Genomic DNA, 13,686 nt, shown 5'->3' on the forward strand with positions numbered 1-13,686 from the left:
AGTCGTGAAGGTCACAGAGCTCTTCCGGATGGGAAGGACAGGGGGCAGGATGAGCAAGTTGGCGGCACTCAGTGCCGCCGATAGGCCCGATGGTCGACCCCGAGTGCACTCTCCTGAGCCAATTGGGGGATGGTAGAGACAGTCAGGGCAACCTCGAAGATGAGGCACTACGTCGGTGAGGGAAGACGTGAGCGACAACTCTGTAGTACTGCGGTACGGCGACGGCGAGTACACCTACCCGGTGATCGACAGCACCGTCGGCGACAAGGGCTTCGACATCGGGAAGCTCCGCGCCCAGACCGGTCTGGTGACACTGGACAGCGGTTACGGGAACACCGCCGCGTATAAATCCGCCATCACCTACCTCGACGGCGAGGCGGGCATCCTCCGGTACCGCGGCTACCCGATCGAGCAGCTGGCCGAGCGCTCGACGTTCCTGGAGGTCGCCTACCTGCTGATCAACGGCGAGCTGCCGACCGTCGACGAGCTCTCCGTGTTCAAGAACGACATCACGCAGCACACCCTGCTGCACGAGGACGTCAAGAACTTCTACAAGGGCTTCCCGCGCGACGCCCACCCGATGGCCATGCTGTCGTCGGTGGTCTCCGCGCTGTCCACGTTCTACCAGGACAGCCACAACCCCTTCGACGAGAAGCAGCGCAACCTCTCGACGATCCGCCTGCTCGCCAAGCTTCCGACGATCGCCGCGTACGCGTACAAGAAGTCGATCGGCCACCCGTTCGTCTACCCGCGCAACGACCTCGGTTACGTCGAGAACTTCCTGCGGATGACCTTCTCGGTGCCGGCCCAGGAGTACGACCTCGACCCGGTCGTCGTCGCCGCGCTGGACAAGCTCCTCATCCTGCACGCCGACCACGAGCAGAACTGTTCGACGTCGACCGTCCGTCTGGTGGGCTCGTCCCAGGCGAACATGTTCGCGTCGATCTCGGCCGGCATCAACGCGCTGTGGGGTCCGCTGCACGGCGGTGCCAACCAGTCCGTGCTGGAGATGCTGGAGGGCATCCAGACCTCCGGCGGTGACGTCGACTCCTTCATCCGCAAGGTGAAGAACAAGGAGGACGGCGTCCGGCTGATGGGCTTCGGCCACCGGGTCTACAAGAACTTCGACCCGCGCGCGAAGATCATCAAGGCGGCGGCGCACGACGTCCTCTCCGCGCTCGGCAAGTCCGACGAGCTGCTGGACATCGCGCTGAAGCTGGAGGAGCACGCGCTCTCCGACGACTACTTCGTCTCGCGCAGCCTCTACCCGAACGTCGACTTCTACACCGGCCTGATCTACCGCGCCATGGGCTTCCCGACCGAGATGTTCACGGTCCTCTTCGCCCTCGGCCGCCTCCCGGGCTGGATCGCCCAGTGGCACGAAATGATCAAGGAGCCGGGTTCCCGTATCGGCCGCCCGCGCCAGATCTACACGGGCGTGGTGGAGCGGGACTTCATCCCGGTCGAGCAGCGCTGACAAGGGCGCGCTGACACAGACGTAAAGCAGAAGGCGCCCTGGCGCCGGTCCCCCCACGGGCCGACGTCCAGGGCGCCTTCCCATGTCCCGGTGCGGATTCCCCCCACGGGATCCGGCCGGGCGCCTGAGAGGACAGCGCCTGAATCGCTGTCTTCGAACTGCGTGTTTCGAACTACTGGTACTGCTGGTTGAGCAGAACGAGCAAAACTCCTCGTACTACTCCTGTGTGCGGTCTGCCGGGACAACGCACGCTCGGGAGGGCCGCTCAAAGCTTCCCGAAGTACGTGCCCCGGCAACGCAACTCTGAGGAGGTCCCCCAAGACATCCTCAGATGCCAGTTCGCGCCCCCCAAGACGCTCCCTGACATCGTCAACTTAGACCTTCGAACCCCTTCGATGGTTACGTTCACATCACTGTGATCTGCGTCTCTTGCATTTGTCCGTTTGATACGCAAGAGCCCCGATGGGTTGATCGGGACCCAAGCGTAAGGATGATGCGCGAGCCTTGTGAAGAGCTTATGTGAGCCCGGCCCAGGACTCCAGAGGGGCTTTCGCCTCGACTTGGCCATAACCGCCGGTAACTTTCCCGCTGTTCAGCGGAACGTCCGCAATCTGAGACTGTTCGTGACCACGAACACCGACGAGAAGGCCATCGCGGCCCCCGCGATCATCGGATTCAGCAGCCCGGCCGCGGCCAGCGGCAGCGCCGCCACGTTGTATCCGAACGCCCATACGAGGTTGCCCTTGATGGTCGACAGCGTCTTCCGGGACAGCCGGATCGCGTCCGCGGCCACCCGCAGATCCCCGCGCACCAGCGTCAGATCACCGGCCTCGATCGCCGCGTCCGTCCCGGTACCCATCGCGAGCCCCAGATCGGCGGTGGCCAGCGCGGCGGCGTCGTTCACCCCATCACCGACCATGGCGACCACGCGCCCCTCGCCCTGCAGCCGCCGTACGGCGTCCACCTTGTCCTCGGGCAGGACCTCGGCGATCACCTGCTCGATGCCGACCTCGTGCGCGACCGCCTCCGCGACGGCCCGGTTGTCCCCGGTCAGCAGCACCGGCGTGAGCCCCAGCGCGCGCAGCGACCGCACCGCCTCCGCGCTCGTCGGCTTCACGGCGTCCGCGACGGCGACGACACCGCGTGCCACTCCGTCCCAGCCGACCACGACGGCCGTACGGCCTCCCCGCTCGGCCTCGTCCTTGGCGCGGGCCAGCTCCTCGGGCAGCTCCTCGAAGAGCCGCCCGACGGCCACCTCACGGCCCTCCACCCGCCCGCGCACGCCCCGCCCGGGCACGTTCTCGAACTCCTCGACCTCGGGGAGCCTCCCGCCCCGCTCCTCGGCGCCCACGGCGACCGCCCGGGCGACCGGGTGCTCGGAGGCGTGCTCGACGGCGCCCGCGAGCCGCAGCACCTCCTTCTCGTCGGCGCCCTGGGCGACGTACACCTGCTGGAGGGTCATGCGGCCGGTGGTGACCGTTCCGGTCTTGTCGAGTACGACGGTGTCGACGCGGCGCGTGGACTCCAGTACCTCCGGGCCCTTGATGAGGATGCCGAGCTGGGCGCCGCGGCCGGTGCCGACCATCAGGGCGGTCGGCGTGGCCAGGCCCAGCGCGCAGGGGCAGGCGATGATCAGGACCGCGACGGCCGCGGTGAACGCGGACACCGCCTCGCCGGTGACGCCTAGCCACACCCCGAAGGTGCCGAGCGCGATGGCCATGACGACCGGTACGAAGACCGCCGAGATGCGGTCGGCGAGCCGCTGCACCTCCGCCTTGCCGTTCTGCGCGTCCTCGACCAGCTTCGCCATCCGCGCGAGCTGTGTGTCGGCGCCCACGCGCGTGGCCTCGACGACCAGCCGTCCGCCGGCGTTCACGGTCGCGCCGGTGACGGTGGCGCCCACGGTCACGTCCACCGGTACCGACTCGCCGGTCAGCATCGACGCGTCCACCGCGGACGCACCCTCGACGACGGTGCCGTCGGTCGCGATCTTCTCGCCTGGGCGTACGACGAAGCGGTCGCCGACGGCCAACTGGGAGACCGGGACACGGACCTCACGGCCGGCGCGCAGCACGGAGACGTCCTTGGCGCCGAGCTCCATCAGCGCCCTGAGCGCGGCCCCCGAGCGCCGCTTGGCGCGGGCCTCCAGATAGCGGCCGAGCAGGATGAACGCGACGACTCCGGCGGCCACTTCGAGGTAGATCGTGGACGCGCCGTCCATGCGCGAGACGGTGAGCCGGAACTCGTCGTGCATGCCGGTCATGCCCGCGTCGCCGAAGAACAGCGCCCACAGCGACCAGCCGAACGCGGCCAGCGTGCCGACCGAGACCAGCGTGTCCATGGTCGCGGCGCCGTGCCGGGCGTTGGTCCAGGCGGCCTTGTGGAAGGGCAGGGCGCCCCATACGACGACGGGCGCGGCGAGGGTGAGCGCGAGCCACTGCCAGTTGTCGAACTGGAGGGCGGGGATCATCGAGAGCAGGATCACCGGGACCGCGAGCAGCGCGGAGACGGTGAACCGCTCGCGGTAGGCGGCGAGTTCGGGGTCCTCGTCGGGGGCGGCGGGCGTCTCCTCCTGCACCGGCGGAAGCGGCTCCTCGGCCGTGTACCCCGTCTTCACCACGGTGGCGATCAGGTCGGCGACCTGGATGCCCGCGGGGTAGCTGACCTTCGCCTTCTCCGTCGCGAAGTTCACCGTGGCGGTGACGCCGTCCATCCGGTTGAGCTTCTTCTCGACGCGGGCCGCGCAGGAGGCGCAGGTCATTCCGCCGATGAGCAGCTCGACCTCGGACGCGTCGGCTATGGGTGTCTCTGCGGTGGTGGTCATGACCAGGCCTCCTGCGGCGCCGCTCAGACCGTGCCGACGAGCTCGAAGCCCGCCTCGTCCACCGCGGCGCGCACCGCGGCCTCGTCGAGCGGGGCCGCGGAGACGACGGTGACCTCACCGGAGGAGGCGACGGCCTTCACCGAGCTGACACCGGGGATCTCGGAGATCTCACTGGAGACGGAGCCCTCGCAGTGTCCGCAGCTCATCCCGGTCACCTTGTAGACGGTGGTGACGGAACCCTGGGTGTCGGTCTGGGCGGTCATGTCGTTCTCCTCGTCGAGGCATGTGGGGCGTAGGGGACCCGCGGTGGTTTCCCGTATACCCACACTATACCCCTAGGGGGTATTTCTCCAAGAGGGGTCCCGCCGGGCGAGGGACCGCACCCAGCCGATCCCGAGCAGCGACACCAGCACCAGCCCGCCCACCGAGAACAAGGTGAAGAGGTGTTCCTGCTGCTCGGTCGGGCGCGGGATGTACCCCTGGGCGAACAACCGCCGGTCCAGATCCGTTCCGGCCAGCCGCGCCACCAGCCAGATCGCGATGCCGTGCGTCGAGTCCCACAGCGCGTGCAGCAGCGCGACCCCGAGATACGCGCCGAGCACCGGCCCGGCGAAGTGGAAGCGCCCGTTCATCCGGCGGTACGACAGCAGCACGCCACCGGCGATCGCCGTCCACAGGCCGTGCCCGAAGGGGGCGAGCACCCCGCGCAGGATCTCGGTCTCCAGCAGGGCGCGCAGGTCGATGCCCTTGGCGGAGACGGCCGCGTTGAAGGCGTACCCGGCGCTCTCCAGGGCGGCGAAGCCGAAGCCGACGGTCGCGCCGAGCACCAGGCCCGCGCGCATACCCCGGAGCCGTACCTGCCGGCGCAGCACGAACATCAGCGCGCCCAGCTTCACGGCCTCCTCGATCAGGCCGACGCCGACGAACATCCACAAGGAGGGGTGCAGCAGGTAGTACTCCATGACGGAGGCGCCGAGGACGCCGAGCGTGCCGCCGGTGAGGAAGCAGCCGAGGATCACGCTGACCCCGAGATCGCGGCCGTGCCGCTCGAACGCCCAGAGGACGAAGGTGACCGGCACCAGGAAACTGCCGAGCAGGATCAGGGTGGGCAGCAGCGTCGTGTTCCTGGTCGCGTACGTCACGAGCGCGGTCAGTCCCCACAGCGCGAGCCCGCCCCCCAGGGACCGCTTCCACAGCCCGGGGCGGATCTGCGGATACGTCGGCGGCGGCTGCTGAGGGCCGGGGATGCGGGCCTGGGGTGCGCCGGGCGGCGGTGAGTAGGTCACGGCAAATCCCCTCGTACTCGTACAGGGCAGATTTACCGGCACTTTATGGTAGATACCGATCATGTCGCAGTCCGGGACGCTCGTTCTGATCATGTCCATCGCCGTGCTGGCGCCCCTGCTGGCGTACGGAATCGGCCGCTGGCTACCGGTCCCGCTGGTCATCTTCGAGATCCTGCTGGGTGTCCTCGTCGGCCCGGACGTACTGGGCTGGGCGGGCGACGGACAGGTCATCGACACCCTGTCCGACCTCGGTCTGGCGATGCTGATCTTCCTCGCCGGGTACGAGATCGAGTTCGACAAGGTCCGCGGCGACACCCTGAAGCGCTCGCTGGCGGCCTGGGGGATCTCCCTCTCCGTCGCGCTCGGCGTGGCCACGCTGCTGTCCGGCTGGTCCAAGGGCGTCTACGTCGGTACGGCCCTCACCAGCACCGCCCTGGGCACCGTGCTGCCGGTGCTGCGCGACGCGGGCGAACTGCGCTCCCGGTTCGGCTCGGTGATGATGGCGTTCGGCGCGGTGGGGGAGTTCGGCCCGATCATCGCCATGGCCCTGCTGCTCAGCGGACGCTCACCGGGCCGCTCCGCCGCCCTCCTCGCCGCCTTCGCGCTGCTGACCGCCGGTGCGGTGTGGTGGGCGATGCGGCCGCGCCCGCCCTGGTTCTCCCGGGTGATCGCGCGGACGCTGCACAGCAGCGCCCAGTTCGCCGTACGCCTGGTCGTGCTGCTGCTCGCGGCCATGCTCGGCCTCTCCGACGCCCTCGGCCTCGACATTCTGCTCGGCGCCTTCGCGGCCGGGCTGCTCACCCGCCTCGTACTGCACGGGGCGGCGCCGGAGAGCGCGGGCGCGGTCCTGGAGAAGGTCGAGGCGATGGGCTTCGGCTTCCTGGTGCCGCTGTTCTTCGTCGTCACCGGCATCGAGTTCGACCTGGACGCGCTGCTGTCGGGCGGCAGGGCGCTGCTGCTCCTGCCGGTCTTCCTGCTGCTGTTCGTGCTGATCCGCGGCCTTCCGGTGTACGTCCTCGCCCCGCCGGATCTCGTACGACGGGACCGGCGCGCGCTCACCCTCTTCGCGTCGACCGCCCTGCCGCTGGTCGTGGCCATCACCACGATCGGCGTCGACGACGGCATCCTCGCGACCGAGGAGGCGGCGGCGCTGGTCGGCGCGGCGATGGTGTCGGTGCTGGTGTTCCCGTTGGCGGGGCTGCGGCTGCGCGGGGAGCGGACGCCGGCCGAGCGGGCGGTCAGGCAGACCGAGTCGTGGTGACCGCCGGACGGCCGGGGCGGCCGCCGACCAGAGGCTCCAGATAGCGGATCAGTACGTGCTTCAACTCCCGTACGTAGGCGTCGCGTTCGGCGCCCTCGTGGGCCAGCACCAGCTCCAGTCCCGCCTTGTAGACGCCGAGGCAGACCTGTGCGGTGCGGGTGAGGTCGGCCGGGGGAGCGTCGGGGAGGAAGCTGCCGAGCAGGTCCTCGATCCGGGCGAGCAGCGTCGCGTGCAGGGCGTCGTGCTCCTCCGTGATGCGGCCCGGCAGGTCCGGCCCGTGCATCAGCGCGAAGAACACCGGGTGGTCGCAGTTGAAGGCGATGAACCGGTCGACGGCCGCCCCGACCGCCTCCTCCAGCGGGGTCGCGGGGTCGACCGGCGCGAGCGCCTCCCCGTACGTCTCCCGCATCTCGTGCATCAGCCGCTCGCCCAGCTCGATCGCGATCGCTTCCTTGTTCGGGAAGAACTGGTAGAGCGTGCCCGGTGAGACGCCGGCCTCGCGGGCGATCGCGTTGGTGCTGGCGGCCGTGTAGCCGGTGGTGCAGAAGACGTTCGCGGCCGCTTCGAGCAGCTGGGCGATACGGCGCTCGCCGCGGGCCTGGCGGCGGCGCGGCTGTTCCTTCTGCTCGTTCTCGGACACGCGTTATCCCCAGCTCTCCGAACGTCATTGACAAACACGAGTGGTCGCTCGCATTCTGGATCCAGGCGAAACGCGAGCGCTCTCTCGTATTTGCATCTTCATGGTGCCACGAAGAAGGGGACACCGCCCGATGACCGAAGTCAACAAGCCGCCGAGGCCCGGCGGCTGGACCCGCTTCGTGACGGCCCGCCCGCGGCTGTCCCTGCTCCTCGCCCTCCTGATCACGGCACTCGCAGTACTGGCCGGCAGCGGGGTCGCCGACCGGCTCGGAAGCGGCGGCTGGGAGGACCCGGCGGCGCAGTCGACGTACGCGACCAAGGCCCTGGAGCGCGAGTTCCCGGCCTCCCAGCCGAACCTGCTGCTCCTGGTGGACTCGGGCAGCGCGTCGGTCGACGCTCCCGCGGTGGCGGCCGAGGCGGAGCGCCTGACCGCCCAACTGACCGGCGAGAAAGGCGTCATAGGCGTCGGCTCCTACTGGCAGACCAAGTCGCCCGAGCTGCGGGCGAAGGACGGCCACGAGGCACTGATCGCCGCGCACATCTCGGGCGACGAGAAGGCGGCGGCCGACACCCTGGACCGCATCGCCCCCCGCTACCGGGGCACGCACGGCCCGGTGGAGGTCGAGGTCGGCGGCATGGTCGCGGTCCGCCACGACATGCAGACGATCATCAAGGAGGACCTGGCCCGCGCCGAGATGATCGCCCTGCCGGTCACCCTCGTGCTCCTCGTGATGGTCTTCGGCTCGGCGATCGCGGCCCTGCTTCCGCTGGGCATCGGCATCGTCGCGATCCTCGGCACGAACGCGGTCCTGCGCGGCCTCACCGAGTTCACGGACGTCTCGGTCTTCGCCCTGAACCTGACCACGGCCCTGGGCCTGGGCCTGGCCATCGACTACGCACTCTTCATAGTCCGCCGCTTCCGGGAGGAACTATCCACAGGCGCCGACCCGTTGACGGCGGTCGGCACCACCCTCCGCACGGCAGGCCGCACGGTCCTCTTCTCGGCCCTCACGGTCGCGGTCTCCCTGGCGGCGATGCTGCTGTTCCCGCAGTACTTCCTGCGCTCCTTCGCCTACGCCGGCATGGCGGTCGTCCTGCTGGCAGCCGCGGCGGCCCTGATCCTCCTCCCCGCCGCCCTGGTCCTCCTGGGCCACCGGGTCAACTCCCTGGACCTGCGCCGCCTGTTCCGCCGCGGCCGCGCACCGAGGGCCTCCGGCGAGGAGGGCACGGCCTGGGCGCGCATGGCCACGCTGGTGATGCGCAGGGCCCCCTTCTTCGCGGTGGCGACGACGACGGTCCTGATCGTCCTGGGCCTGCCCTTCCTGGGCGTGAAGTTCGGCACGGCGGACGACCGCCAACTGCCCTCCACAGCCCAGTCGCACATCGTCCAGCAGCACATCCGCGACGGCTTCCCGGGCAACCCGGGCGGCGGCCTGGAGGTCCTCACGGAGGGCAGGGCGACCCAGGAGCAGTACACGACGTACAAGAGCCAACTGGCCTCCCTCCCCGGAGTCCTGAGGGTCGACGGCCCGTTGGTGAAGGGAGACGCGGCCTACTTCACGGTCCTCCCCAAGGGCGAGGCGGTGGACGACACGGCCCAGCGCCTGGTCGGCGAAGTGCGTGCGACGAAGGCCCCCTTCGACACCAAGGTGACGGGCACGGCGGCGGTCCTGGTCGACTCCAAGCACGCGATAGCGGACCGCCTCCCGTGGGCGGCGGCCTTCATAGCGATCGTCACCCTGATCCTGGTCTTCCTCCTGACGGGCAGCGTCCTGATCCCGGTCCAGGCGGTGGTCCTGAACGCCCTCAGCCTGACGGCGATGTTCGGCGCGGTGGTCTGGGTCTTCCAGGACGGCCACCTGTCGTCCCTCCTCGGCTTCACCAGCCCCGGCTCGATAGAAACAACGCTCCCGGTCCTGATGTTCTGCGTCGCCTTCGGCCTCTCCATGGACTACGGCGTCTTCCTGCTCTCCCGCATCAAGGAGGAGTACGACGAAACAGGCGACCACAACGAGGCGGTCCGCCACGGCCTGCAACGCACCGGAGGCCTGATCACGGCGGCGGCGGTGATCCTGGCGGTGGTGATGGTGGCGATAGGCACGTCCCGCGTGACGAACACGAAGATGCTGGGCCTGGGCATAGCCCTGGCGGTCCTGATGGACGCGATGATCGTACGGAGCCTGCTGGTACCGGCGGTGATGAGGCTGACGGGAAGGGCGACTTGGTGGGCACCGGCCCCGCTGCGAAGGTTCCACGAACGGTTCGGTCTGAGCGAGGGCCAGGGGCAGCGCCCCGATAGGGGCGCGGGGCTGAATCGATTTGCGGCTCCGCCGCGGGGCGCGACCAGCCACAATGCACCCGCAGACCGAAACGGCGATGGGACGGCAGATGAGAGCGGTGCTCTTCGAACAGTACGGCGAACCCGCGAACGTACGTGAAGTGAACGACCCCCACCCCGCCCCCCACGGCGTAGTCGTCCGCGTAGAAGCCACCGGCCTCTGCAGAAGCGACTGGCACGGCTGGCAGGGCCACGACCCGGACATCACCCTCCCCCACGTCCCCGGCCACGAACTGGCCGGCACAGTGGAATCAGTCGGCCCCCGCGTAAGCAACTGGCACCCGGGAGACCGAGTAACCGCCCCCTTCGTCTGCGCCTGCGGCACCTGCCCCACCTGCGCCGCAGGCAACCACCAGATCTGCGAACACCAGACCCAACCCGGCTTCACCCACTGGGGCTCCTTCGCCCAGTACGTGGCGTTGGACCACGCGGACGTGAACCTGGTAGCCGTACCCGAGGAGCTGTCGTTCGCCACAGCGGCAGCGCTCGGCTGCCGTTTCGCCACGGCGTTCCGCGCAGTCGTCCAGCAGGGCAGGGTCGCCGCAGGCGAGTGGGTGGCGGTGCACGGCTGCGGCGGCGTAGGCCTCTCCGCGGTCATGATCGCCGCAGCGTCCGGCGCGAGGGTGGTCGCGGTCGACGTATCACCGCAGGCCCTGGACCTGGCGAGAAAGTTCGGCGCGACGGAGTGCGTGGACGCGCAGCGCACGCCGGACACAGCCGCCGCGGTCCTCGAACTGACCGGCGGAGGAGCCCACTTGTCGCTCGACGCCCTCGGCTCACCCGTCACCTGCGCCGCGTCCGTGAACGGCCTGCGCCGCAGGGGCCGGCACGTCCAGGTCGGCCTGCTCCCGTCGGCGGACGGCACGACCCCCGTCCCCATGGCCCGGGCGATCGCCCTGGAGCTGGAGATACTCGGCAGCCACGGGATGGCGGCGCACACCTACCCGGCGATGCTGGAGCTGGTACGGGCGGGCGTACTGCGACCGGACCTGCTGGTCACCTCCACCATCACCCTGGACGCGACCCCAGCAGCCCTGGCCGCGATGGGCACGGCACCCGGAGCGGGGGTGACGGTCATCGAACCCTGGACCTGAGCCCGACCAACAGCCCTCCCTCTCCTCAGCCCTCTCTCCTCAGCCCTCTCTGCGCCCGCGGTTGCCGGGCCGGGACGCCACCCATTTCCGTACGGTGTCGGCGTACCAGAACGGCTTGCCGCCCTCGACGTGGTCGGGCGGGGGCAGCAGCCCGTGTTTGCGGTAGGACCGCACGGTGTCCGGCTGGACACTGATGTGCGCCGCGATCTCCTTGTACGACCACAGCCGTCGGTCGGTCATGAGGTGCACCTCCCTGCGCGCACCGCGGGGTCGGCCGGGGGCGGCCGTCGGGGGAGCCGGGCGCTGCGCTGGCGATCACAAAGCCTGTGCTCCGTGAACGACGCGGCGTGAAGGCGGGTCAGGGCCTGTGCGCGGGGTGTGACGCAGGGCCCGCGTACATGCGACATGTGTGACACGGAGGGGGCGTTTGTGACACGAGTGCTGCAAGGGCGTACGCGGGCTCAAAGGCGCGGCGCGTTGACATTCGCGGCGAAAAGGGTCGGCGAGGTGGGCCGGACCCGCTGCGCCGGACCCGGCCCACCGGCTCCCCCGCCCCCGTCGGCTGTGCCATGGCCCTGGGAGACCGCTGTCCGGGGATCAACCTGCCGGACGACGATCAGGGTGCACGGACCGGACCCGGCCGGTCTTGGAGAAAACCGCACTGCGCGCGGACGTCAGCAACAGGCTCGTGGCCTCGCCGGTGATCCGGTCGGCGGCCGGCACCCCGGGCTGCGAGACCGGCGCGACACCCCGGGCCATGGTGAACTCGCGCGGGGTGCACCCGGTCATGACCCGGAACTCGCCGCTGAGATGGGCCTGGTCGTAGAACCCGCACATGGCCGCGGTCTCCGCCTGCCCGTGCCCTTCGGCCAGCAGCCGCCGTGCCCGCTGCAACCGCAGTACCCGGGCCGCGACCTTCGGCCCGAGCCCGATCTGCTCCCGGAACCGGTTCTCCAACTGCCGTACGCTCCAGCCCACTTCGTCGGCGAGCGACCGTACCGGCACGGCACCCCAGGTCCGCACGAGCTCGGACCAGGCCGCCACGACCCGCGCCGAACTGGGGGTCCCGGCCCCGGCCCACCGCACCAACACGTCGTCGAGCAGCCCGAACCGCAGCTCCCAGGTCGGCAAGGAGGCGAGCGCGGCGGAGAGTTCGCGGACGCTGCTGTTCCGCCGGGCCCCCAGCACATGCGGCAGATCGTCGGGATCGAGGGTCCGGTCGATGACCTCGTACAAGGGCGTCCCGAAGAGCGTGAACGCGGCCCAGGGCGTCATCAACACCTCGATCCCCGACAACCGCCCGCAGTGCTCACCAAGGGCAGGCGTGGTCGTGGGCCCGGCAAACACAGACACGAGCGTCGCAGGCGCCCGCCCCATCCGCGTGATGGTCACCGGCTCCTCGAACCCCAGCAACAGGGTGGCGGCCCCGATGGGCGCCTCCAGCCGCCGCCGAGGCCGATCAAGGGCAAGCCGCAGCCCGCGATAACTCAGAACCCCGGGCAACAACCGAGGATCGGGCCGCGCCAGCACGGTCTCCCAAGACCCCCAGGCCCCTTGTCCCGACCTGCGTCGCACAGCATCCGACATGCACTCATGGTCTTACGCGGCCTGCAGCATGCCTAGGGGCGCGGGGCTGTATCGATATGCGGCTCCGCCGCGTGGGCGCGACCAGCCACAACGAACCCGCAGCCGCAGTCACACAGATCCCGGCAGATCATTAGGCGACCACTACGCCCCGCACGACCGAAGAAACGCCCGAGTCCGCTGCGCAATCGGCAACGGCTTGTCCGGTGCACACGGATACATGTCCTGCTCCACAATCGCGAACAGATCCACATCCAGCTTCTGCGCAGCCTCAAGCACGGGCCCCAACGCAGGCACACCACCAGGCGGCTCACACATCACACCCTGCGCAACAGCCGGCCCGAACGGCGTCCCCTTGGCCCGTACGTCCGCCAGGATCTCCGGATCCACCTGCTTCAGATGCAGATACCCGATCCGCGACCCGTACGTCTCGATCAGCTTCACGCTGTCGCCCCCGCAGTACGCGTAGTGCCCCGTGTCCAGACACAGCGACACCAGCGAGGAATCCGTCCCGTCCAGGAACCGGACGACGTTCTCCTCACTGTCGATGTGCGTGTCCGCATGCGGATGCACGACGATCCGCAGCCCGTACTCCTCCCGCACCCGCTGCCCGAGCCGCTCGGTCAGAGAGGTGAGATTCCGCCACTGCTCCGGCGTCAGCGTGTCCGGCTCCAGCACCTCACCCGTCTTGTCGTCCCGCCAGAACGACGGAATGACGACGAGGTGAGAAGCCCCCATGGCCTGCGCAAGAACCGCGTTGTCGGCGACATGCGCCCACGTCTTGTCCCACACGCCCTCACCGTGATGCAGCCCGGTGAAGACAGTGCCGGCCGACACCTTCAGGCCCCGTCGGCCCACTTCCTCCGTCAGCACCGCAGGATCCGTCGGCAGATACCCGTAAGGGCCAAGCTCGATCCACTCGTACCCGGATCCGGCCACCTCGTCGAGGAACCGCTGCCAGGGCACCTGCTGAGGGTCGTCGGGGAACCACACACCCCACGAGTCGGGAGCCGACCCGATCCGGATGCGGGACAGTGAGGACTGGGGCGCGGGTGCGTTCATGGCGGCCAGCCTCCGCGGCAGCGGTAAGCGCTGTCAAGGTCTCGTCCGAATGTCTGGACAAAACATTGACAGGGCTCGGGGCGCGGGACTACAAACGCGGAGGAGAGCCGTGACGAAGGGA

11 protein-coding genes are annotated in these 13,686 nt (G+C 69.5%); 4 read left to right on the forward strand and 7 right to left on the reverse strand.

Going from position 1 to position 13,686, the window contains the following annotated elements; all coding sequences use genetic code 11:
- The first annotated feature begins 187 nt into the window (after positions 1-187).
- On the forward strand, positions 188-1,477 hold the full coding sequence (locus tag ABZ848_RS28830; protein ID WP_360836541.1) for a citrate synthase: 1,290 nt from the start codon (positions 188-190) through the stop codon (positions 1,475-1,477).
- Positions 1,478-2,069: 592 nt separating this feature from the next.
- Here ABZ848_RS28830 and ABZ848_RS28835 read toward each other — a convergent pair.
- The 3 genes from ABZ848_RS28835 to ABZ848_RS28845 form a co-directional block, all read right to left on the reverse strand.
- Positions 2,070-4,301: a heavy metal translocating P-type ATPase gene (locus tag ABZ848_RS28835; RefSeq protein ID WP_360836542.1), complete on the reverse strand. Its 2,232-nt coding sequence runs from the start codon at positions 4,299-4,301 to the stop codon at positions 2,070-2,072.
- A gap of 23 nt (positions 4,302-4,324) precedes the next feature.
- The gene (locus ABZ848_RS28840) at positions 4,325-4,564 is read right to left on the reverse strand and encodes a heavy-metal-associated domain-containing protein (protein WP_360836543.1); all 240 of its coding nucleotides are present in this window, start codon (positions 4,562-4,564) and stop codon (positions 4,325-4,327) included.
- A gap of 72 nt (positions 4,565-4,636) precedes the next feature.
- On the reverse strand, positions 4,637-5,587 hold the full coding sequence (locus ABZ848_RS28845) for a PrsW family intramembrane metalloprotease (protein WP_360836545.1): 951 nt from the start codon (positions 5,585-5,587) through the stop codon (positions 4,637-4,639).
- Between the two features lie 61 nt (positions 5,588-5,648).
- Here ABZ848_RS28845 and ABZ848_RS28850 point away from each other — a divergent pair, with 61 nt between their 5' ends.
- Positions 5,649-6,848, forward strand: coding sequence for a cation:proton antiporter (locus ABZ848_RS28850; protein ID WP_360836546.1), 1,200 nt, complete (start codon positions 5,649-5,651; stop codon positions 6,846-6,848).
- Here ABZ848_RS28850 and ABZ848_RS28855 read toward each other — a convergent pair.
- Positions 6,826-7,488: a TetR family transcriptional regulator gene (locus ABZ848_RS28855; protein WP_360836547.1), complete on the reverse strand. Its 663-nt coding sequence runs from the start codon at positions 7,486-7,488 to the stop codon at positions 6,826-6,828. The two genes, ABZ848_RS28850 and ABZ848_RS28855, sit on opposite strands and share 23 nt — an antisense overlap.
- Before the next feature lie 130 nt (positions 7,489-7,618).
- Between ABZ848_RS28855 and ABZ848_RS28860 the strand changes: the two genes are divergently transcribed.
- On the forward strand, positions 7,619-9,925 hold the full coding sequence (locus tag ABZ848_RS28860; protein ID WP_360836549.1) for an MMPL family transporter: 2,307 nt from the start codon (positions 7,619-7,621) through the stop codon (positions 9,923-9,925).
- On the forward strand, positions 9,876-10,919 hold the full coding sequence (locus ABZ848_RS28865; protein ID WP_360836551.1) for a zinc-dependent alcohol dehydrogenase family protein: 1,044 nt from the start codon (positions 9,876-9,878) through the stop codon (positions 10,917-10,919). Before ABZ848_RS28860 ends, ABZ848_RS28865 begins: the two co-directional genes overlap by 50 nt.
- Before the next feature lie 39 nt (positions 10,920-10,958).
- Here the strand turns inward: ABZ848_RS28865 and ABZ848_RS28870 are convergent, their stop codons facing one another.
- From ABZ848_RS28870 to ABZ848_RS28880, 3 genes are all read right to left on the reverse strand, one after another.
- Positions 10,959-11,159: a MerR family transcriptional regulator gene (locus ABZ848_RS28870; RefSeq protein ID WP_360836552.1), complete on the reverse strand. Its 201-nt coding sequence runs from the start codon at positions 11,157-11,159 to the stop codon at positions 10,959-10,961.
- Positions 11,160-11,516: 357 nt separating this feature from the next.
- On the reverse strand, positions 11,517-12,194 hold the full coding sequence (locus tag ABZ848_RS28875) for a helix-turn-helix domain-containing protein (RefSeq protein WP_360836553.1): 678 nt from the start codon (positions 12,192-12,194) through the stop codon (positions 11,517-11,519).
- A gap of 453 nt (positions 12,195-12,647) precedes the next feature.
- A complete protein-coding gene (locus ABZ848_RS28880) occupies positions 12,648-13,565 on the reverse strand; it encodes a sugar phosphate isomerase/epimerase (RefSeq protein WP_360836555.1) in 918 nt (305 codons plus the stop codon).
- Between the last annotated feature and the right edge of the window lie 121 nt (positions 13,566-13,686).

The sequence above is a fragment of the Streptomyces sp. NPDC047081 genome, from assembly GCF_040643775.1.
GTDB lineage: Bacteria > Actinomycetota > Actinomycetes > Streptomycetales > Streptomycetaceae > Streptomyces.